This window comes from Ruegeria sp. CDSA034, from assembly GCF_059612275.1.
In genome coordinates, this window is record NZ_JBXWQH010000001.1 from 264589 (window position 1) to 286187 (window position 21599).

Annotated in this window: 21 protein-coding genes; 3 read left to right on the forward strand and 18 right to left on the reverse strand. The window is 57.1% G+C overall.

Going from position 1 to position 21599, the window contains the following annotated elements; all coding sequences use genetic code 11:
- Nucleotides 1–49: 49 nt before the first annotated feature.
- The 3 genes from AC2FLJ_RS01285 to AC2FLJ_RS01295 all read right to left on the reverse strand — a co-directional run bounded on the left by AC2FLJ_RS01285 (nt 50) and on the right by AC2FLJ_RS01295 (nt 3426).
- Entirely contained in the window at nt 50–1399 is a 1350-nt protein-coding gene (locus tag AC2FLJ_RS01285) for a cytochrome P450 (protein WP_496704270.1), read from the reverse strand.
- Complete coding sequence (locus tag AC2FLJ_RS01290) at nt 1396–2610, reverse strand: hypothetical protein (protein ID WP_496695391.1); 1215 nt, start codon at nt 2608–2610, stop codon at nt 1396–1398. Before AC2FLJ_RS01290 ends, AC2FLJ_RS01285 begins: the two co-directional genes overlap by 4 nt.
- Before the next feature lie 63 nt (nt 2611–2673).
- Nucleotides 2674–3426 carry a cytochrome c biogenesis CcdA family protein gene (locus tag AC2FLJ_RS01295; protein WP_058271899.1) on the reverse strand — a complete coding sequence of 251 codons (753 nt, stop codon included), beginning with the start codon at nt 3424–3426 and terminating at the stop codon, nt 2674–2676.
- A 105-nt stretch (nt 3427–3531) separates the two neighbouring features.
- Between AC2FLJ_RS01295 and AC2FLJ_RS01300 the strand changes: the two genes are divergently transcribed.
- Nucleotides 3532–3765: a sulfurtransferase TusA family protein gene (locus tag AC2FLJ_RS01300; RefSeq protein WP_282118499.1), complete on the forward strand. Its 234-nt coding sequence runs from the start codon at nt 3532–3534 to the stop codon at nt 3763–3765.
- 45 nt (nt 3766–3810) lie between these two features.
- Here AC2FLJ_RS01300 and AC2FLJ_RS01305 read toward each other — a convergent pair whose 3' ends face one another.
- The 7 genes from AC2FLJ_RS01305 to purC form a co-directional block, all read right to left on the reverse strand.
- Complete coding sequence (locus AC2FLJ_RS01305; RefSeq protein ID WP_496695389.1) at nt 3811–6639, reverse strand: Rne/Rng family ribonuclease; 2829 nt, start codon at nt 6637–6639, stop codon at nt 3811–3813.
- Nucleotides 6640–7147: 508 nt separating this feature from the next.
- Complete coding sequence (locus AC2FLJ_RS01310; protein WP_108858689.1) at nt 7148–8482, reverse strand: sigma-54-dependent transcriptional regulator; 1335 nt, start codon at nt 8480–8482, stop codon at nt 7148–7150.
- Between the two features lie 12 nt (nt 8483–8494).
- Nucleotides 8495–10273 carry a sensor histidine kinase gene (locus AC2FLJ_RS01315; RefSeq protein ID WP_109311570.1) on the reverse strand — a complete coding sequence of 593 codons (1779 nt, stop codon included), beginning with the start codon at nt 10271–10273 and terminating at the stop codon, nt 8495–8497.
- 36 nt (nt 10274–10309) lie between these two features.
- A complete protein-coding gene (gene purQ / locus AC2FLJ_RS01320; RefSeq protein WP_113790693.1) occupies nt 10310–10978 on the reverse strand; it encodes a phosphoribosylformylglycinamidine synthase subunit PurQ in 669 nt (222 codons plus the stop codon).
- Between the two features lie 23 nt (nt 10979–11001).
- Nucleotides 11002–11232, reverse strand: a complete 231-nt coding sequence (gene purS / locus AC2FLJ_RS01325) for a phosphoribosylformylglycinamidine synthase subunit PurS (protein ID WP_058271544.1) — start codon at nt 11230–11232, stop codon at nt 11002–11004.
- Between the two features lie 118 nt (nt 11233–11350).
- A complete protein-coding gene (locus tag AC2FLJ_RS01330; RefSeq protein ID WP_282168365.1) occupies nt 11351–12019 on the reverse strand; it encodes a MarC family protein in 669 nt (222 codons plus the stop codon).
- Between the two features lie 138 nt (nt 12020–12157).
- Nucleotides 12158–12913, reverse strand: a complete 756-nt coding sequence (purC, locus tag AC2FLJ_RS01335; protein ID WP_058271542.1) for a phosphoribosylaminoimidazolesuccinocarboxamide synthase — start codon at nt 12911–12913, stop codon at nt 12158–12160.
- 187 nt (nt 12914–13100) lie between these two features.
- On the opposite strand from purC, the gene AC2FLJ_RS01340 reads away from it, so the two are divergent.
- Nucleotides 13101–13418: a DUF1476 domain-containing protein gene (locus AC2FLJ_RS01340; protein WP_058271541.1), complete on the forward strand. Its 318-nt coding sequence runs from the start codon at nt 13101–13103 to the stop codon at nt 13416–13418.
- Nucleotides 13419–13535: 117 nt separating this feature from the next.
- Entirely contained in the window at nt 13536–14552 is a 1017-nt protein-coding gene (gene bmt / locus AC2FLJ_RS01345) for a betaine--homocysteine S-methyltransferase (protein WP_282118503.1), read from the forward strand.
- 5 nt (nt 14553–14557) lie between these two features.
- On the opposite strand, the gene AC2FLJ_RS01350 is transcribed toward bmt, so the two are convergent.
- From AC2FLJ_RS01350 to murI, 8 genes are all read right to left on the reverse strand, one after another.
- A complete protein-coding gene (locus tag AC2FLJ_RS01350; protein WP_496695384.1) occupies nt 14558–15334 on the reverse strand; it encodes an enoyl-CoA hydratase-related protein in 777 nt (258 codons plus the stop codon).
- A gap of 75 nt (nt 15335–15409) precedes the next feature.
- A complete protein-coding gene (locus AC2FLJ_RS01355; protein WP_058271538.1) occupies nt 15410–15865 on the reverse strand; it encodes a cytochrome c-type biogenesis protein in 456 nt (151 codons plus the stop codon).
- The gene (locus AC2FLJ_RS01360; RefSeq protein WP_496704271.1) at nt 15862–17826 is read right to left on the reverse strand and encodes a heme lyase CcmF/NrfE family subunit; all 1965 of its coding nucleotides are present in this window, start codon (nt 17824–17826) and stop codon (nt 15862–15864) included. The genes AC2FLJ_RS01355 and AC2FLJ_RS01360 overlap by 4 nt, the downstream gene beginning before the upstream one ends.
- Nucleotides 17823–18479: a holin family protein gene (locus tag AC2FLJ_RS01365; protein ID WP_496704272.1), complete on the reverse strand. Its 657-nt coding sequence runs from the start codon at nt 18477–18479 to the stop codon at nt 17823–17825. The genes AC2FLJ_RS01360 and AC2FLJ_RS01365 overlap by 4 nt, the downstream gene beginning before the upstream one ends.
- Entirely contained in the window at nt 18470–19081 is a 612-nt protein-coding gene (locus AC2FLJ_RS01370) for a holin-associated N-acetylmuramidase (RefSeq protein ID WP_496704273.1), read from the reverse strand. The genes AC2FLJ_RS01365 and AC2FLJ_RS01370 overlap by 10 nt, the downstream gene beginning before the upstream one ends.
- 124 nt (nt 19082–19205) lie before the next feature.
- Nucleotides 19206–19652, reverse strand: coding sequence for a cytochrome c maturation protein CcmE (gene ccmE, locus AC2FLJ_RS01375; RefSeq protein ID WP_108858699.1), 447 nt, complete (start codon nt 19650–19652; stop codon nt 19206–19208).
- Nucleotides 19653–19659: 7 nt separating this feature from the next.
- Nucleotides 19660–20688 (reverse strand): N-acetyl-gamma-glutamyl-phosphate reductase, encoded by a 1029-nt coding sequence (argC, locus tag AC2FLJ_RS01380; protein ID WP_496704274.1) that lies wholly within the window; start codon nt 20686–20688, stop codon nt 19660–19662.
- A 94-nt stretch (nt 20689–20782) separates the two neighbouring features.
- Nucleotides 20783–21592, reverse strand: coding sequence for a glutamate racemase (gene murI, locus AC2FLJ_RS01385; RefSeq protein ID WP_496704275.1), 810 nt, complete (start codon nt 21590–21592; stop codon nt 20783–20785).
- Nucleotides 21593–21599: the final 7 nt, after the last annotated feature.

A 21599-nucleotide genomic window follows, 5' to 3' on the forward strand; every position in this document is an offset into this window, starting at 1 on the left:
TCCGCGATTTCAAACCGCATACAGCAAGGCGTGAAAGGATGGTAGTTTGTTAGCGCTCAACCAAGCGCAACCAAATTCCGTCTTTCGATCGGACGGTCAAATGCGCGACCGGAATGGGCGTTTGTCCCGCGACCAACTCGAACCGGAAGTGTCGCAGCAGCATGGATAACAAAAGCGGCCCCTCGATCATGGCGAACCCGGCACCGGGACATACGCGGGATCCTGTCGAGAATGGAATGTACGCGTTGCGCTGACAGGTCTTTCCATTCTCAGTTCCCCACCGGGTCGGATCAAATTCGTCGGGACGTTCCCAGAGCCTTTCCTGCCGATGCAGATGCCACGGACTGATCACGATTTGCGACCCTTCGGGGACATCCCTGTCCCGGAAACGTTCAGGGCAAGCCGCCTCGCGTACCATCATCGGCACGGGCGGATAAAGCCGCAGCGCTTCGCGGAATACATCCCGGCTAAGCTTTAGCCGCGACATTACAGAAAAATCGGGCGTGTCGAGCGCCGCAGCTTCCTCGGCCAGGCTGTCCTGCCATTCGGGATACATGGCCATCAGGTACAACGTCCACGCCAGTGCGGACGCGCTGGTTTCGTGCCCGGCAAGAAAGAAAATCGCCACCTGATCGACCATTTCCTGCGTGCCAAACCCACGCCCGGTTTCGGGATCACGCGTGGTCATGATCTTGGTTGCCAGATCATCCGGTGCACCACCACGAGCGATCAGTTCAGCCCGACCCGCCGTAAGACGCCGGATTAGCGCCCTGATATCCTTTGCATTCTTTTTGGTGCGTCTTGAATGCAATCGCGGCAACCATTTTGGCAGAGGGAAAAAGGCCGCAATGTTCAGAATTGGTTGTTCACGCTGATAGTTGCGAAACTTGTCAAAAACCTGAGAGGCAATTTCGTGTTCGATGGGCACCGAAAACAAGGTGCGAAAGATGACATCCGCCGCGATATGGCTGGTGACCTCTTCAAACTCAACGACACCACCTGACTGCGGACGCAACCGATCCACCGCTGCTTGACCAGCCGCGTGCATCGCCGGAAAGGTATCTTTCAAACGGCCGCCTTCGAACGCGGGATCAATGATCCTGCGCTGCCTCTTCCAGGTGTTCCCATTGGTCAGGAAGACAGAGTCCCCCAGCAACGGACGCAGCCCCTCACTTATGCGGTTAGATTTGGGAAAGTCATCAGGGCGTTTTTTCAGAACTGTGTCGATCAATTCTGGCTGATTTACCAGGTATGATCGAAAGAACGGCGTGCGAAATTCGGCCATCCAGGCGCGGTACAGCCTTTGGGGCTGGGCTGACAGAATGTCCTTGCGAAACAACCTCAGATACCGCCAAAGCGATACTTTATCAGGGCGCGAAGATGGCTTGGGCGGCGTCATGCCTTCACCGAGATGTATTTTGAGACCGGCTTATCCATCCGCGATTTCGACGGTGCCCGCCCCTCAAACCTCTGACCTAAGGTTTGAGGCCCGGCAGTGATGCGAAAATAGTCATACCGATCGGGCTTGTCGAAGGCGCAGAGATACTGGAAATGCAGGCGGAAGAATTTCCATCGCAAGTTCTTCCAGCGTTCGGGGGACAGGGTCTGTGTAAAGGCCGCAGACAGAACCAGAGGCCATTTCTTTTCGGCGGTGGCGACACCGCTGACAGAAACCGGATCGCACAGCGCAAAAGAACAACCATCGCCGGGGGCCGAGACGTCGACCCAGGTCAGGCCTTCCTGCGTGGACAAGAATTGCAAATCCGCCCTCAAACCCTGCGCCTCGGGTAGAAATGACACCATGGGCACGACCTGCCCCAATGTCAGGAACGAAAACGCGGGGCCGTTATCACGTTGACTGTTGTCGCGGATAACATCGGCCAGAACGCTGACACCCAGATGGGCCCCTGAGCTATGCCCGACGACCAGCACCTCGTCTGCGTCTGAATTCAGCGCCTCTTGGATCAACGCACCGAATGCACGCAAGCGATTGCGTAATTCAACTGGCGTCGCCCCTTTGAGTTTTGCGGAATAGGCATAGTCATGCATCAGGTAATAGGCAAAAAGCTGGCCGTCTTGCTGGCGAAACCAGCGCATCAGAGCGTAAGCGGCCCCAACTGCCAGGACTACGCCCAGCCAATCGATAAACGGCATCAAAACCCATGTCATGGCCCCGGCCAGCAAGATCGCCAACAGCAGTTGAGCCACCAACATTCCAACCGGGTACAGTGCGGCAATCACCGGTCCTTTGCGCAGCTGCATCAGGCGCCACAGCGTTCCTGAGGACATATAGGTCCATGCGGTCTGCACCAATTGCAGATAGGTCGCCGGGATCGAGTTGGACATGCTGTCACGCACCAGATCCGACCAGACCAAAACACTCACATCGGCCTGAACTTCATCATCATCCTGCCGGGAAGCGACGTGCCATCCATATGGGCCATCGTCTGACTTGGCGGACACCGAAATCTCATAACCGGATATCTCCGCCTGCAGCGAGCCTTCGGTACGATAAAGCTCACGATACCGCCGCGGCGGTATCGGGTCATAGCCGGGAATATAGAATACCCGGCGTTTACACACCCGAGGTTGATTATTCTGACTGCTCATGGCCTTACCTTCTGCAGCGCAGGTTAACGCAGGCTAAGCGTCAAGGTAAGTCAGATCAGCAGATCATCCGAAATTCGCCAGCGCCGGGAATGTCTCTAACAGCCACCAGCTGAATTCAGTGAACAGCCCTGTGATCAGCATGATGCCCACGAAGAGCAACAAGCCCCCCATCACCTTTTCGATCGTGCCCATGTAAGGCTTGATCCGGTTCATCACCGACATAGACCGGTTCAGGAACATTGCAGCAAGCAGAAATGGAATACCCAAGCCCGCAGCATAGACGCCCAACAATAGGGTTCCCCGCGCGACCGAGGCCTCGGACGCGGCCAGCGACAGGATTGCGCCCAGCTGCGGCCCAATGCACGGTGTCCAGCCAAACGCAAAGGCCAGACCAAGGATATAAGCGCCAAACACTGATCCACCAGAATCACCAGTCTCAATCCGGGCCTCGCGGTCCAGAAACGGGATGCGGAAGACATTCAGAAAATGCAGGCCAAAGACAATGACCACTGCACCAGATATCTTTGCGAATAACACCTGGTTCTGCAGGACAAACACCCCGAAGGCAGAAGCGGTGAAGCCCAGCAACAAAAACACCGTAGACAAGCCCAGAACAAAGAACAGGGCGGCCAAGGTTGCCTTGCGGCGTGCTTTCGCCTCATCCTGCATTTCGTTGATCGTCACACCGCTCATATAAGCCAGGTACGGCGGAACGATGGGCAGAACGCAGGGCGACAGAAAGCTGATCAGCCCGCCCAGCATCGCGATGAACATGGCAGGCAGCAGGCCCGCGTCTATGATATCTATTCCGAACATGTTCAAGCACATATGGTATGAGGCGGCCAACGTCACGGGGCCAATCGGTCACATCCTCGTGGTTGCACGCTGGACACCCCGTCAAAGTGGAAATATCTGAACCTTATGTCAAATCCGTCAGAAACACTCGATGCGCTGGGTCTGTTGTGCCCTCTACCCGTCCTCAAAGCGCGCAAGCGTTTGAAATCCATGCCTGCGGGGGCCGTTTTGCGCGTGCTGGCAGATGATCCTGCCGCCATAATTGATGTCCCGCATTTCTGCTCTGAGAGTGGGCACCAATTGCTGTCGCAAGAAGACGCGGACGGTCATCAGATCTATTTGATCCAGAAATCTCACTAAGATCGGGCAAAAGAAAAAGGCGGGCACTTGGCCCGCCTCTTCTTATTACTGACCCAGTGACCACCAACCACGCCGCTTGGGTTTGGCCGGCTGCTCCGGTTCTTCGGCCACGACCTCCAGAACCGGCTCAGGGGCTTCTTCAACCATTATGTCCGCTGGTTCTTGCGGGTCTTCTGCGGCCACTTCGGCCACAGGTTCGGGTTGTTCGGCCTCTGCAGGTTCAACCTTTTCTTCAACGACGCTTTCCGCTTCGGGCGTGGGCAGCTCTGCCACCGCTTCGGCCTGTTCAACCTTCTCGGCGGTTTCAACAGGAGCTTCAACAGGTGCATCCGTCACACCAGTTTCCTCGGCCGGTGCGTCAGGGCTTGCGGCCTGGGCATCCTTGCTCACAACAGCTTCAGCAGCGACTTCTTCCGTAGCTTCAACAGGTTCCGCGTCCTTCTTCTTACGGCGCGGTGCACGGCGGCGCTTGGGCTTGGCTGCTTTTTCCTCTTCGGCAGGCTCAGATGCTTCACCCTCGGGTTTTGCGTCATCCGCCGCTTCGGTTTTGGCTTCATCCGATTCCTCGGACGCCGCCGCGTCACCCTCTTCAGCGTTCACCTCAGGAGTTTCGTCAGAACCATTGCTCTTTTTCCGACGGCGGCGACGACGCTTGCGCTTGGGCTTGGCATCCTCTTCGGCCTGAACGGTGGTTTCCTCTTCGACCGGCTCTTCCTCGCTGGCGTCGACAAGATCCATCAGGGACGCATCCACTGAAACAACGGGCGCGCTGGCTTCGGGAACGATCCGGCTTGCCGTCTTGAATTTCTCCATCGAGAAATCAGGGCTGACCAGATGTACGTCGCCTTCAACACGTACAGACAGGCCATAACGGGCCTCAATCTGTGCGATATGCTCGCGTTTCTGGTTCATCAGGAAGTTGGCGATGCTGACAGGGCAACGAACAAGCACCTCGCGCGAACGGCGGCGTGTACCCTCTTCCTCGATCTGCCGCAGGATCGACAGCGCCATGTTGTCGTCCGACCGGATCAGACCCGTTCCGTGGCAAGCCGGGCATGGCTGAGTCGTGGCCTCCAACATGCCGGGACGCAGACGCTGGCGGCTCATCTCCATAAGGCCAAAGCCCGAGATACGGCCAACCTGAATGCGCGCACGGTCTGTTTTCAGCCGTTCTTTCATACGCTTTTCGACGGCGAGATTGTTCTTGCGCTCGTCCATGTCGATAAAGTCTATGACGATCAGACCGGCCAGGTCGCGCAGACGCAGCTGGCGGGCCACCTCTTCTGCGGCCTCAAGGTTGGTCTTGAGTGCGGTTTCCTCGATCGAGCCCTCTTTGGTCGCCCGACCCGAGTTCACGTCAATCGCGACCAGCGCTTCGGTCACGCCGATCACAATGTAACCACCCGATTTCAGCTGAACGGTCGGGTTGAACATCCCCGCCAGATAGCTTTCGACCTGATAGCGTGCAAACAGCGGCAGCGCATCCTCGTACCGTTTCACGTTCTTCGCGTGTGACGGCATGATCATCTTCATGAAGTCTTTGGCGATGCGATAACCGCCTTCGCCTTCGACCAGAACCTCATCAATTTCGCGATTATAGAGATCACGGATCGACCGTTTGATCAGATCGCCTTCTTCATAGATTTTCGCCGGCGCAATCGATTTCAGCGTCAGTTCGCGAATCTGCTCCCACATGCGCTGCAGGTATTCATAGTCGCGCTTGATCTCAGATTTTGTCCGCTTGGCACCCGCTGTCCGAATAATCAGACCCGCACCGGTTGGAACGTCAATTTCCGCAGCAATTTCCTTGAGCTTTTTACGGTCAGGTGCGTTGGTGATTTTGCGGCTGATTCCACCGCCACGAGCCGTGTTCGGCATCAAAACGCAGTATCGACCTGCCAGAGACAAGTAGGTTGTCAGGGCAGCGCCTTTGTTGCCACGTTCTTCCTTGACGACTTGCACCAGCAAGACCTGGCGGACCTTGATAACCTCTTGAATCTTATAGCGACGTGGCCGCGGCTTGCGAACCGGGCGAATGTCTTCGCTGTCATCCTCGTCGGCGACGGATTCAATCGAATCGTCCTTCGCGGTGGCATCAGCTCGCGCTTCTTCTTCAGACTTGCCCTCGTTTTCTTCGGTCGCGTCCTCCGAAGCTTCGGGTGCATCTTGTGGTTGTGCTTCGTTAACCGCGTCATCGGACTTGTCGGCGGCTTCCTCATCTTTGGATTCTGTCGCCTCGATTGCAGGCGCATCAGAGCTATTCGCTGCCTCGCTACTGTCTTCCGACGACGCACCCTCTGCTGCACCATCAGCGTCGGTTTCAGACGCCGCCACATCATCACCAGGCTCTTCTACCGGTGTTTCAGCAACGCGATCTGCCGGGGATGTGCCCTCAAGGTCCGGGCCATCAGCGCCGTCTTCGCTTTCGTCCAGATCAATGGTTTCCATGCCGGTGGGTTCGTTCGATACTTCAATCGACTCAACCGCATCGTCAGACTTAACGTCCGCAGCCTTCGACCGCGACCGTGACCGGCGTTTCTTCGGCTTGGCCTCTTCGGCTTCGTCACGCGCTTTCATTGCCTCAGCATAGGCGCGCTCTTCTTCCATCAGCGCTTCGCGATCGGCCACGGGGATCTGATAGTAATCCGGATGGATTTCCGAAAACGCCAGGAACCCATGCCGGTTCCCGCCATAATCCACAAAGGCCGCCTGAAGTGACGGTTCGACCCGGGTTACTTTTGCAAGATAGATGTTGCCAGCAAGCTGGCGTTTGTTTTCGGATTCAAAATCGAATTCCTCGACCTTGTTTCCGTCAACCACCACGACGCGGGTTTCCTCCGCGTGGGTGGCATCGATAAGCATTTTCTTAGCCATGTGTCCTTGGTGCACCGCGCCAAACGCGTTGTCCTTACCCGTCCGGGGGGACAGGCGCTTTTGGGGTGGTGTCTTGTCAGGGCGATTTCGGACGGCGCGCGGCAGGGTCTGGCGCTGTGGCCCCCTGCCCGTATACTCAATCGTTGCGCGCGCGTCATCGCGGTTCTTCTCCGACAGGCGCAGATCTAACCGCCGCCTGCCCATTTATTCCTTTCGCCCGCTGATGCGGGCTCAGGCGTTCATCTGCCCCTATGGGGCATAATCGGTCTGCTTTGCCTTGCGGGATTGATCACCATCAACGGCAGAGCAGCGAAACTCAAAGATTCGGGACTTTTGGGCGCAAATTAGCCCTGCCCGTCCAGATACAATAAAAGCAGTCCTGTGGAAAACACAATGGGCAAACTGCGAGAAGAACAATACAAAGCCCCGGGATCACTTCATCTGGCCAGAAATTTCCCGGGGGTAATTTGAGCCGCAGGCTCAAGGGGGGGCTGCCCCCCTCTCTTTCTCACAAATAGTCCGAGCGCTGCAGCCCGTATTTCGCCATTTTCTCGTTCAAGGTCCGGCGTGGCAGGCAAAGTTCGTCCATCACAGACGCAATCGATCCCTTGTGCCGCCGCATTGTATTGTCGATCAACATCCGTTCGAACGCCTCAACATACTCCTTAAGCGGTTTGCCTTCGGTCGTCATGACCGGCTGCATTTCTTCGTGATCGGACATCAACAGCGACGCAATCGTCCCCGATCCACGTCGCGATTGAAGAACAGCCCGTTCCGCGATGTTGATCAACTGCCGTACATTTCCCGGCCATGGAGCTTGCAACAACTGAGCCGCCTCTTGAGCGCTCACCTGCGGCGCTTCGCAGCCGTATTCTTCAGAAAACTGCTCGCTCAATCGGGTGAACAGCGTCAGGATGTCCTCGCCACGCTGACGCAATGGCGGCATCGTTATCCGCAGCGCCGCCAGGCGATAGAACAGGTCCGGGCGCAGAACGTCTTCGCTGGTTTTTCCTGCTTCCTGAAGGTTGGAAATCGCTATGATCCGCGTTTCAGCCGGGGTGCCCTGATCATTCATCACGCTCAACAGGCGGGCCTGCAGCGTATCGCTCAGTGCTTCCACGTCTTCCAGCACAAGTGTACCACCCCGCGCCTCTTCGATCGCAGGCAACTGCGCGTCTTCCGGCATCATTGGGCCAAACAGGCGTTTCGACAGCGCCTCTTCCTCAAGCGCGGCACAGGACACCAGTACAAACTTCTTACCAGCACGGCTGCCGACCGCGTGCAGCGCATGGGCCACAAGTGTCTTACCGGTGCCGGTCTCACCATCGATCAGTACATGGCCATCGGCCTGGCCCAGATCGAGGATATCTTCGCGCAGACGCTCCATGACCGGGCTGGCCCCGATCAGTTTGTTCATGATCTGGGTTCCACCTGACAGTTCGCGCCGCAGGGCACGGTTGTCCAAGGTCAGTCGGCGCGCGTTGCTGGCGCGTTTGGCCAGTTCCGACATGCGATCAGGGTTAAAAGGCTTTTCAAGGAAATCAAACGCCCCTACGCGCATCGCTTCCACTGCCATTGGCACATCGCCATGGCCAGTGATCATGATGACCGGCAACGTGCTGTCAGCCCCCATCAGCTTTTTTAGGAGTTGAATGCCGTCCATGCCCGGCATTTTGATATCCGAGATCACGATACCCGGATATTCCGGTCCCAACACTTTCAGCGCGTCCTCGGCGCTGGCGAAGGTTTCCGTGTCATATCCCGACAGTGCCAGCCATTGGCTGATCGACTGGCGCATGTCCTGTTCGTCATCCACAATGGCGATCTTCATGGCCTGTGCCATAGTCATTCCTCGTTATTCCGCGGCCTCAAGGCCGTCGCTTCCCAGTATCGGCAACTGCATCTCGAACACGGCCCCGCCTTGCGGGCTGTTTCGTGCTGTCAGCCGTCCACCATGGTCGTTTACGATCCCGGATGAGATGGCAAGCCCCAGACCGACCCCGTCGCCAGGCTGTTTCGTAGTATAGAACGGTTCGAACAGGTTTTCGATGTTCTCGATTCCATAGCCGTTGTCGCGCACTGTCAGCACCGCCGTATCGCCCGCTGCCAGTATGATTTCGACATCCGGTTCGGATACTGATTTGGTGGCGTCCAGAGCATTGCGCAAGAGGTTCACCATCACCTGCTCGATCCGCATCCGGTCCCCCATCACAGACACCGGTTCATCGGGCAGTATCTGGGTGATCTTGACGTGACGCTGGCGCAGCTGCGGCTCCATCATGGAGAGGGACGCTGCCAGCGCTTCACTAAGGTTTACTGGGGAAAACGTATCCGCACCCTTCCGCGCATAGGATTTGAGCTGACGGGTAATCGCCCCCATCCTTTCGATCAAACCATCGATCCGACCAAAGCTTGCCAGCGCCTCTTCCGGCCGGTTCCGACGCAGCAAAAGACGTGCGCCAGCCAGGTAGGTTTTCATTGCAGCCAGAGGTTGATTTAGCTCATGGCTCACGGCCGCCGACATCTCGCCCAAAGCGGCCAGTTTCGAGCTTTGCGCCAGCGTCTGTTCGGCAACTTCCAGTGTTTTTTCAACCCGTTCCCGCTCAGCAATTTCCCGCTTTAGCCTTGAGTTCAATGCGCGAAGCTCTGCCGACTCGCGTTGGAACAACGCCATGCGGAACGTGGCTCGGCGGCTAAGCGCGTAGAAGGCCAAGGCCAGAAGAATCGCAAAACCCATGATCTCAAGCGCGATAACACTGTTCACTTTTTCCCGAATCGACTCGTAGGTGGTGAACGAGGTCATTTTCCAACCGCGAAACGGGATGCGCGTTTCCATCCGCATCACTGCCTCGCCCTGCAGGTAGGCGTCTGGCGGCAAGGCGGTCCAGTCGGTCGTGGCACGAATTGCACGCTGGATAGCACCTTGCGCCGGCTGGCGCAGCAATGCGGCGTTTTCTTCAAGCCCGCGCCATTGCGGTTCAGTAGACAGAATGATCGTCCCGGTGCTGTCCGTCACCATCACAGCGTCGGAAATACCTGCCCAGGCGCGCTCGAATTTCTGCAGGTCAACTTCGACCACGATAACGCCAAGAACCTCGGCGTTCGCCTCCATTCGTCTTGAATAGACAAAGCTGTAGCCGCCCGAATCTTTTTCAATTACCGTGAAAATTGTCGAATTCGCCCGCACCGCATCAATGAAATACGGCGAACTCCGGTGTGGCTCTCCCAAACGCGCGCGATCAGTGGCCGCAACAGTACGGCCATCACCGTCCAGCAACATCAGCGAGGCCGCGCCGATCTCTTCAACAAACGAGATCAAACGCTGGGTGGACAGCGAATAATCACTGGACTGCAGCGCGGAAATCAATGTGGGGTCGCGCGCTAAAAGCTGCGGAACAATTGCATTTCGGCGCAGTTCGCTCAGCAAGTTGCCTGAATACAGCGCCAGTCGCACTTCGGCCCGGTTTCGTGTGGATTCGGTAAACCGGTCCGTCAGTAGACGGTTGGTTACATAAACCGTGGTAACCGTTGCGATCAAAAGAAAGATAACCGCCAAGCGCAGCCGCCAACCCAATGGCGCACCACGAAACGGTTTTGTCAGAAAGGACCAGCCAGAGCGAACTTCGGAACTCATCCCGGAAAGTTACGCGGGCTGGATCGTAAGCTCAAGTCACGCCGGAGCAAGAACGCCAGACAATGCGCGGAACAATGCCGTTCCGTCCGTTCCGCCATGGCCGTCGTCTGCCGCACGTTCAGGGTGTGGCATCATTCCCAGCACCCGACGGTTTTCAGACAGGATACCGGCAATATCTCCGACCGAGCCGTTCGGATTCTCGGTATAGGTGAACGCGACCCGATCCTGATCCTGCAGTTTGGCCAGTGTGGCGTCATCCGCAAAATAGTTACCATCATGGTGCGCGATCGGAATACCGATCACATCGCCCGCATTGTAACCTTCGGTGAACGCGCTGTCGCTGGTTTCCACCTTCAGGCCAACCGTGCGGCAGATGTATTTCAGACCGGCATTTCGCAGCAACGCACCCGGCAGGATGCCGGTTTCTGTCAGGATCTGAAACCCATTGCAAACACCAACGGCATAACCGCCACGTTTGGTATGATCGACCACGGCCTTGCAGATCGGCGACTGTGCGGCGATGGCACCGCAGCGCAGGTAGTCGCCGTAGGAAAAGCCACCCGGAACACCGACGATATCCACACCTTCGGGCAGCGCGGCGTCCTTGTGCCAGACCATATCGACCTGAAAACCAGCCTGTTCGAAAGCGACGGCAAGATCCCGATCACAATTGGACCCTGGGAATACGATGACAGCTGCGCGCATGGCGGGGCCTCCGGGGATAAGGTTCAGACCAGTTCGACTTCGTAGCGTTCGATGACCGTGTTGGCCAACAGCTTTTCGCACATCTCGGTGATGTCCGCCTCGGTCGCGCCTTCGGCCAGCTCAAGGTCGATCACCTTGCCCTGCCGCACACCTTCGACCTGATCAAAGCCCATGGCACCCAATGCGTGACGCACCGCCTCACCCTGCGGGTCGAGGACCCCGTTCTTGAGCATTACATGCACACGTGCTTTCATTCGCGCAACTCCAGCTGAGGGCCGATGTTGTCGGCCCGTTCCGTTGCGCGGGGGATAACGCGCTGGAAGGCGTTCGACAACCCTTCTTGAGGTGGGCAGATGACCGCACTTACACCCGCTACCCGCCACCACCGGAATTCAAACCGGGATAGTGCGCGTCGATTGCATTGAACGTGCCTGTCAAAACCATCTCGATTGCGACCGCCACAAGTATGAGAGCCATGACCCGGGTGATGACATTAATCATCGTCATACCCAATAGGCGCGAGATCGGATCGGCGAACAACAAGCCAAGGCCAACGATCAAACAGGCGATCACGATTGCCGTTCCAAGGGTTACTACTTCGGCACCATCGCTAAGCGTATGAGAGTAAACGATTGTTATCGCAATAGTGCCAGGCCCGATAGTCAACGGAATAGCAAGCGGTACAACGGCGATGTTTTCTTTTTTCCTATGCCCATCCTCTACAGCTTGCTGATCCCCTTGTGACCTGTCCGAAGCGTTCAGCATCGACATACCAATTCCGAAGATGATTAGCCCCCCGGCAATACGGAACGAAGGTATGTCGATCCCGAACACAGCCAGGATCTCTTCTCCGATCACAACCGCTATCAGGCCGACTATGATCACTGTCCCCGTCACGATAAACGCTACCCGCCGGCGTTCGGGGGCCGAATATCCTTTCGTCATGCTAAGAAAAATCGGGATTCCGTAGAGCGGGTTGAAAATAGCCAGAAGGGCTGCAAGGAATTTTAGAAAAACTGCCTGATCAAACAATTCGGCCATGTATAGCGCCACCCTCGTTTTCGTATTTGCCCGACAATGCCGGACAACCGGTAACCCTGTCAAACCGCTAGATACAAAGAAAAAAGCACCGCTTTGGGTAAAGCGGTGCTTTTAACAATATGCGGTTCGCCTGTGTGATCAGTTGATCAGCGTAGGCTTAGCGACGTTACTTTTCGGCAAAACGCCCAGCCGGCGTGCGACTTCGGAATAGGCGTCCGTCAGACTGCCCAGATCGCGGCGGAATACGTCTTTGTCCAGTTTTTGACCGGTTTCGATATCCCACAGACGGCAACTGTCGGGGCTGATTTCATCGGCCACGATCAAACGCTGGAAATCCCCATCATAAACACGGCCAATCTCGATCTTGAAATCGACCAGACGAATGCCGACAGCCAGCATCATGCCGCTCATAAAATCATTGACGCGCAGCGCGAGGCTCAGGATATCGTCCATGTCCTGTTGGCTGGCCCAGCCAAAGGCAGCGATGTGTTCCTCAGTAACCAGCGGATCACCCAACGCGTCGTCTTTATAGCAATATTCGACAATTGGGCGCGGCAGTTGCGTACCTTCGGCAATGCCCAAACGTTTCGACATTGTTCCCGCGGCATAGTTGCGAACTATGATTTCAAGCGGAACAATCTCGCAATTGCGCACCAATTGCTCACGCATGTTCAGGCGACGGATGAAATGGGTCGGAACGCCAATCTGGTTGAGGCCGGTCATGAAGAACTCGCTCAGACGGTTGTTCAGCACGCCCTTACCGTCGATGACATCTTTCTTTTCCGCATTAAACGCGGTGGCATCATCCTTGAAGTACTGCACAATGGTGCCAGGCTCTGGGCCTTCATACAGAATTTTGGCCTTACCTTCGTAGATCTTTTTGCGACGCGCCATGAGCGACCTTTCCAGTCCGGGGCGAGGGAATGAGTCCCTTCGCGTTGGCGCCCTCATAGTCCAAGCCCCCCTTTCCCGCAAGTTCAGCGGACCGAGAGGCTTTGACGCAGCGCAATTCCCTTGCACAGGCGCTCAGCTATAGTCATATCATCAATTAAGAAGATGTAAGCTATGAGGTCCACAAACAATGACCACTTTTGACGAACGCGAAAACGCTTTTGAAGCAAAATTCGCTCATGACGAAGAAATGCAGTTCAAAGCACAGGCGCGCTGCAACAGATTGCTGGGCCTCTGGGCCGCAGAAAAGATGGGCAAGTCCGGCGAGGACGCCGAAGCCTATGCCAAAACCGTAGTAATCGCCGATTTCGAAGAGGCCGGGCACGAAGATGTCGTGCGCAAAGTCGCCGGTGATTTGGGCGCGCTGTCGTCCGATGAGGAAATCCGCGCAAAAATGGCCGAGCTTTTGCCCCAAGCCAAAGCGCAGGTCCTGAGCGAAACCGAATAAAAAAACACTCGGCTCATGATCTTCATGAGTTTTATGAATTTGATTTGATGCCCCGGTCATGAGACACGGGGCGTCTCTATTTTTAACGGCCCCATTCGGCTATTTGGGAATACCCCCATGACAAATGCGCTCAATAAACTTCTGGAAACAAATGATGCTTTGCTGGCCGATGGTGCCACGGGCACGAACTTGTTCAATATGGGCCTGCAATCAGGTGACGCGCCCGAGCTGTGGAATGTCGAAGCACCGGATAAAATCCGCGCTTTGTACCAAGGTTCGGTTGACGCCGGCAGCGACTTGTTTCTGACCAACACCTTCGGCGGCACATCCGCGCGCCTGAAATTGCACGACGCCCAGAACCGGGTTGGTGAGTTGAATCGGATCGGTGCCGAACTGGGCCGTGAAGTGGCGGACAAATCTGGTCGCACCGTTGTTGTCGCAGGCTCTGTTGGTCCGACCGGTGAGATCATGGAACCTATTGGCAGCCTGTCCCATGCCGGCGCTGTTGAGATGTTTCACGAGCAAGCCGAAGCGCTGAAAGAAGGTGGCGCGGACGTTCTATGGGTCGAAACCATCAGCGCACCCGAAGAATTCAGAGCGGCAGCAGAAGCTTTTGCGCTGGCCGACATGCCCTGGTGTGGCACCATGAGCTTTGACACTGCCGGACGTACTATGATGGGTGTGACCTCCGCAGATCTGGCTCAATTGGTCGAAACCCTGCCCAATCCGCCGATTGCATTCGGTGCCAACTGCGGCACGGGCGCGTCGGACATCCTGCGCACGGTTCTTGGATTTGCGGCTCAGGGAACCGAACGTCCGGTGATTTCCAAAGGCAACGCGGGTATCCCGAAATATGTCGATGGCCATATCCACTATGACGGCACGCCTGAATTAATGGGGCAGTACGCCGCGATGGCACGGGATGCGGGTGCCACGATCATCGGCGGGTGCTGTGGCACCATGCCAGATCACCTGCGCAAAATGCGCGAGGCACTGGATACAACCAGCCGCGGCACGCGCCCGACGCTGGATCAGATCACGGATGCTTTAGGCCCGTTCTCATCAGCTTCGGACGGTACCGGAGACGATGCGGCAGTGCCTGAACGGCGCAATCGCCGCCGCCGCCGCGCTTAAATCTTTCAGCGCCCCTCGAATTTCGGGGGGCGTTTTTCCATGAAGGCAACTACCCCTTCGGCAAAGTCGCGCGAACGGCCACAGTCGCCCTGCAAATGCGCCTCCATCTCCAGTTGCTGCGGCAGAGTGTTGTCGTAAGTTCCGCGGATTGCCTGTTTGATCGCGCCAAACGCGGTGGTCGGTCCGTTTGCCAGATAGGCAGCTCGCTTGCGCCAATGCGCGTCGAAATCGTCGTCAGCCACCGCTTCCCAGATCATTCCCCATTCGTCCGCCTGTCTGGCACTGACCTTGTCGGCAAACAGCGCAGCGCCCATGGCCTTGGCGAACCCCATCTGGCGTGGCAGGAACCACGTGCCGCCCGCATCCGGCATCAAGCCGATACGGGAAAACGCCTGCAGGAAATACGCGCTTTCAGTCGCAATCACCACATCGGCGCTGAGCGCAATGTTCGCCCCGGCCCCGGCAGCTGGTCCGTTGACGGCTGCGATGGTTGGGACCGGACAGTTGTAGATGGATTCCAGCATGGGATCGTATTCGTCGCGCAGTGTGCGTTCCAGATCAATCCGGCCTGTGCTGGAAGAATCGCCGAGGTCCTGACCCGAGCAGAAGGCGCCCCCTGCCCCTGTCAGCACGATTGCCCGCGCATGCCGGGCCGCATGTGTCATCGCATGGGTGACCTCGGCCCGCATCTGTGCGGTCAGCGCGTTCATCTTGTCGGGCCGGTTCAGGGTTACCACTGCCAGATTGTCAGTGATATCCAGCAGTATAGCCTCATAGTCCATGTAGTCCTCTCCCCATGCTCACGGCATTAGGGAACCCTGACTCAATTCAAGACGAAGGGAAAGAAATACGGTGGGTCAGTCGTCAAGAATCTGGCGCAGGCGTTCTTTCTCAGCTTCGCTGAGGCCATCCTTGACTTCAGTGCCCACCGCCTGAGATCGGTTGCGTAAAAAACTCCAGCCTATCACGGCGGCGATCAACAGCATGATCGGACCGGCCAGCCAAAGCATCAGGTTCGCCCCCGTAACCGTAGGCTTTAACAGAACGTATTCACCGTAACGATCCACTATAAAATCGACCGCTTCCTCATCGGTATCGCCCGCGACCAGCCGTTCGCGCAGCAACAAACGTAGATCGCGGGCAAGTTCGGCATTGCTTTCGTCGATGCTTTCGTTGCGGCAGACAAGGCAGCGCAGGCCGGTGCTCAGGTCACGCGCGCGTTGCTCCAGGACCGGGTCCTCCAGTACCTCGTCTGGCTGCACCGCAAACAAGGGCGATGCGATCAGGGCGAAAATCAGGATCAGACGCTTCATTCCGCCGGTACTCCACCCGAGGGTGCTTTGCGCGCCCCCGCTGCCACCCGGAACCTGCGGTCAGTCAAGCTCAGAAGCCCGCCCAATGCCATCAGGATACATCCGCCCCAGATCCAGTTGGCCAGAGGTTTGATGTAAGTCCGCATGACCCAACCACCATCGGCTTGCTGGTCCCCTATCACGACATACAGGTCGCCCCAAAAGCGATAGTCGATCGCCGCCTCGGTAGTAGGCATCCGGGCAACGGGGTAATTGCGTTTCTCGGGATGCAGCGTGCCCATAGACCGACCGCTCTTTTCAACCTGAACATCCGCAGTGGTTGAGAAATAGTTCGGTCCCTTAACTTCGCGGACGTTTCCAAGCGTCAGTGTGAACTGCCCAACTTCAAACGGCTGACCGGGCTGCGCAACGCGGATATCTTCAACCTCCCACGCGGTCAGACCGGCAATGGCAAAGATGGTCACGCCAAGCCCGGTATGAGCCACAGCTTTACCCCAGTCCGCGCCCGGCAAGCGGAACAGACGTTGGATGCTGCCTTTGCGACCGGTACGACTCCACAAGTCAACGGCCGCACCTAAAGTAATCCAGGCCCCCAGAAACAGTCCGATTGGCCCAAGGGCGCTGCGTTCGGTCTGCATAACCCATACCAACAGGGCCAGAGCGACAGACAAGATGAATACATAGCGCAGGGAATAGGCCGTCTTACCCAGTCTTCCCCGCTTCCACGGCAACATGGACCCGATCGGCAATGCGATACCCAAGGCCACCATGAAGGGCGTGAAGGCCGCGTTGAAGAAGGGCGCCCCGACCGAAAGCTTACGGTCGAACGCCATCTCGGCAACCATCGGCCACATCGTTCCGAAGAATACCACGAAACAGCTGACTGCCAGCAGGATGTTATTTAGAATCAACGCGCTTTCGCGGCTGACAACGCTGAACACACCCTTTGCCTCCATCGCTTGTGCGCGGGTCGCGAACAGGGTCAGTGCGCCACCGATGAAGAGCACCAGAATGATCAAGATAAAGACGCCGCGTTCCGGGTCATTTGCAAAGGCATGCACAGAAGTCAGCAAGCCCGACCGTACGATGAATGTCCCGATCAGCGAAAAGCCGAATGCGATGATGGCCAAAAGGATGGTCCAACTTTTCAACGCTTCGCGTTTTTCCACGACGATGGCGGAATGCAACAGGGCAGCGGCCAAAAGCCATGGCATGAACGAGGCGTTTTCCACCGGGTCCCAGAACCAGAAACCACCCCACCCCAGCTCGTAATAGGCCCACCATGATCCCAGAGCGATGCCAATGGTCAGGAATATCCACGCGGCCAGGGTCCACGGACGCACCCAGCGGCCCCATGCGGCATCAACACGCCCTTCGATCAGGGCGGCCACAGCAAAACTGAATGCCATGCTAAGCCCCACATAGCCCAGATACAGGAACGGCGGATGAAAGGCCAAGCCGGGATCCTGCAACAACGGGTTCAGGTCGCGACCGTCAAACGGGGCGACGATCAGCCGATCAAAGGGGTTCGAGGTGAACAGGATGAACGCAAAAAACGCCACCGCAATCATCGATTGAACCGACAGAACCCGCGCTTTCAATGTCGGTGGCAAGCCACCTCCGAAAAACGCAGCCATCGCTCCGAACAATGACACGATAAGAACCCACAACAGCATCGAGCCCTCGTGGTTTCCCCACGTCCCGCTGATCTTGTACAGCATCGGCTTGGCCGAATGGCTGTTCTCGACGACCACACGCAGGGAAAAGTCCGAAGTCACGAACGCCCAGACCAAGGCTCCGAACGAGAAAGAAACCAGCAAGAACTGGACGATTGCCGCGGGTTCCGCGACCCCCATCCAGCCGACCCAGCGTTTGGCTGCGCCGATCAAGGGAACGATCGACTGCACGATTGCGACGAGGAAGGCGAGGATCAGCGCGAAATGGCCAAGTTCTGTAATCATGCCCCGGATATAATCCTGTTGCGTGACAAGCACCAATCACTTTCGCCCTCTTGCCGCGAACATAGTGTCGCGGGTCGGCCGGCCCTTTTGCGCCGCCATGTCTCTAACGCAGGGTTTTCGTCGGATTTTATTGTGTCTGCTGTCAGTGCCGCGTCCGGGCCGGGCTTGGCAACACCCACACCGTCGCTACGCATCGCCGCCAGCGCCTTTATGTTCCCAAGTACCTGCGGAGTGCGCATCATTGTGGCGGAAATTTCGCGTTGCAATTCTTGCACCTTGGCCTGATGCCGCGCGCCGAAATAAAAGGACACAATCACCCCCAGCAACCACCACAACGGCTCGGGCACCAGGGCGATCCCCTGCATGCGCGCCGAAAACCAGATCGGATCGACCATGGCCGCAACAAAAAGGCCAAGCGTTCCCAGTGCCATCGCGGGCCTCGGCAGGCGGTTAAGCCCGTCGACAAACCGATCAAACGGAGCTTTTCCAGCGCCATGGAATTCTGCCGCGAACTGGCTGACGGCCTGCTGTCGAACCTGCAAACCCCTCTCGGCGCCGCTTTCGGCATTTTCCCGAAAGACTTCGACAGTTTCGCGTATGATGTTGCGCTCGTTTCCAAACAGAAAAGCCAAAATACCCGAGATCAATCCCATCGTGAAATCCTTTTTTGAAACTCTGTGTCCGTCAGATGATAGGAGGGCGAAACAAACTCTTCCGCTCGTCGGATCCAGCCCCCTTTACCGCCCGCCCTGCTACGCGCGTATTTGCGGGACGCGGGCCTTCGGTCCGCAAGACGGAAATAATAGTTGCGGCGCGCGACCCCATAGGCATCTGCGAACGTTACCGGGTCGGACTTGGCCGCGCTTTGGCATGCCCGTGCTGTCTGTGGCCCGACAACACCGTCAACGACTACGTCGAATCCCATTTCGCGCAACAATTGCTGCAGAATGCGGACTGCCTGCGCACCTGCATTGACGTACATGTCAAACACCGAGGGTTGGACCATCTTGGGCAACAGCCTCAGGCGTGGAAGCTCAAAATAATGTCGGACGAAAATATCAACGGCCTGCGCTTTGCTGAGCCTTCGCACATCCGTTTGGTCCACCACCCCATCACTAGACAAATCCAGACCCAGACGCCGCATGGTATGAACGGTCACACCATAGTTCGTTGCGCCGCCCGGATCATCCGGGTCATCTACGAACCCGCCCTCTCGCCCCACGATCTCAGTCGCAATTTGCCGAACCGTCTGCATCGCACCCTCCGCCTGTGATTGCGCAAAGGCTCGGGTAAATTCGTTAACACGTGGCAATTAAAAAGGGCGCTGAGTGTCATGTGCACGCAACGCCCTTGTTTTCAAACTAGAATTCGGTCCTGGATCAGCCTCCGTCGACCTCCTTATAGACACCCTGTTCCTTCAAGGCATCTACGACCTCTTTCGGCATGTAGGTTTCATCGTGTTTGGCAAGAATTTCAGTGGCTTCGAAAACGCCATTTACGTAAGATCCGGTGCCGATCATTCCCTGATTTTCTGTGAACAGGTCCGGCAGAACGCCGGTAAAGGCTACGGGAACACTATCGCCGCCATCGGTCACGACGAAGCGTACCGTCTTGCCCTGCCCCCGCACGATCGAGCCTTCTTCGACCAGTCCGCCAATCCGAAATACTTCGGTCGGCTTGGGGGGCTCGGCGATCACCTGGCTGGGTGAACGGAAGAAATTGATGCCGTCCCGCATGGCATACCCAATCAACGCCGTCGACAGCGCCAAAGCGACAGCTGCCAGCACAATAACCTGAATTCGACGACGTTTCTTGAGCGTTTTCATACCGTCCTCACGGGAACAAGGGGGCCATCATCAGGCCCCGGGTTTCATCCTCACCTAACATCAGGTTAGCGTTCTGCAAGGCTTGCCCACTGCTACCTTTTGTCAGGTTATCCAACGCGCCAATCACAATGGCCCGGCGTTCTATCCGATCTGCCACCACACCGACATGGCAGAAGTTCGATCCCCGCACATGGTGGGTCGAAGGTGCCTCGCCAAAGGGCAGCATCTGGATAAAGGGTTCGTCTACGTAAGCCTTTGCCAGCGCCTCATATACGCTGCTCGGATCACCCTTGACATAAGTCGTTGCCAGAATACCCCGGTTGGCCGGGATCAGGTGTGGTGTGAATTGCACATGAACGGTCCGCCCGGCCAGAGCCGAGAATTCCTGATCAAACTCACCCAGATGTCGATGCGTGCCACCAACCGCATAGGCGTTGTAACCTTCGCTAAGCTCTGCATGCAGCAGGTTTTCCTTCAGCGACCGCCCTGCCCCGGACACAGCGCATTTCAGATCCAACACAATATCGTCCAGATCAATGACGCCGGCCGAAATCAGCGGGCGCAGCACGTACTGACCAGTCGCCGCATTGCAGCCGGTTCCGGCCACAAGGCGCGCATTGCGGATTTCATCCCGATAGAACTCGGTCAGGCCATAGACCGCCTCTTCCTGCTGCTCCATTGCCACGTGCGGGTTTCCGTACCACTTCTCGTACTCTTCGGGGTCGCGCAGCCTGAAATCCGCAGACAGATCGACGATCTTCAGGGTCTTAGGCAAGTCCCGAATGACCTCTTGGCTGGTTTTATGCGGCAGCGCGCAAAAACACAGGTCGACTTGCGAAAAGTCGATCTCGGAGATTTTGCACAGATCCGGCAAGTCCATGTGCCGCAGATGCGGAAAGACCTGCGCCATCGACTGACCAGCCTTACGCTCGGCTGCCAGCGCGACGATGTCCATATTCGGGTGCTCAGCGATCAGCCGCACCAGTTCAGCGCCGGTATAACCAGATGCGCCCAAAATTGCGATTCTATGGGGCATGTGAGACCTCTTGTTTCAGTGTGTCACAGGATACGATCGCCGGTGTGACGGTCGTTGAACTACGGGATCAAACAGGCTGCGTCCTTGACCTAAGTCAGGCAGCCTCGAAGGTGATTTGTCGTCGGAGGAATTGCGTCGCCCTGTCACTGACAAACGCGGGCTTGCCGGTGGTTAAAAATCCACCCTCGCCGTTTCCTTGCATTTTCGGGTGCCGTTGCAGGTAGTCCGCAAGGCTTTCGGCCACCAGATCACCCTGACTGTAAACCTGTACATTCGACCCCAGCGCCTTTTGGAAGGTCTCAGCCATCAACGGGTAGTGGGTACAGCCTAGAATCGCGGCTTGCGGTTCCGGCATCTTGCGCCTTAGCGCGTCCACATGGGACCGAACCAGCGCTTCTGCCAGGATCATGTCGCCGTCTTCAATCGCGTCTACGACGCCTCCACAGGCCTGCGCTTCAACATCCACGCCGATGGCCCGAAACGCCAGTTCCCGCTGAAAGGCCCGACTGGACACTGTGGCAGGCGTTGCAAACAGGGCCACGTGCTTGACCGCAACCTCGCGTGGCGGGCTATTGTCGCCCCACTGCCGTTCCGTCAGTGCTTCGATCAGCGGCACAAAGACGCCGAGCACGCGTTTGCCTTCTGGCACCCCCTCTTCCTGCATCCGGCGTAACGCCGCAGCACTAGCAGTATTGCAGGCGAGAATCACAAGATCACAGCCCCGGTTCCACAGATCGTTTACCGCCCTGCGTGTCAGGTCGTAAATGTTTTCAGCGTCCCGCACGCCGTAGGGCGCGTGTTCGCTGTCCGCGAAATACAGAAAATCCACGTCCGGCAGACGTTTCTGCGCGGCGTTCAGGACGGTCAAGCCGCCCAACCCGGAATCAAAGATGCCTACTGCCATTTGCCCC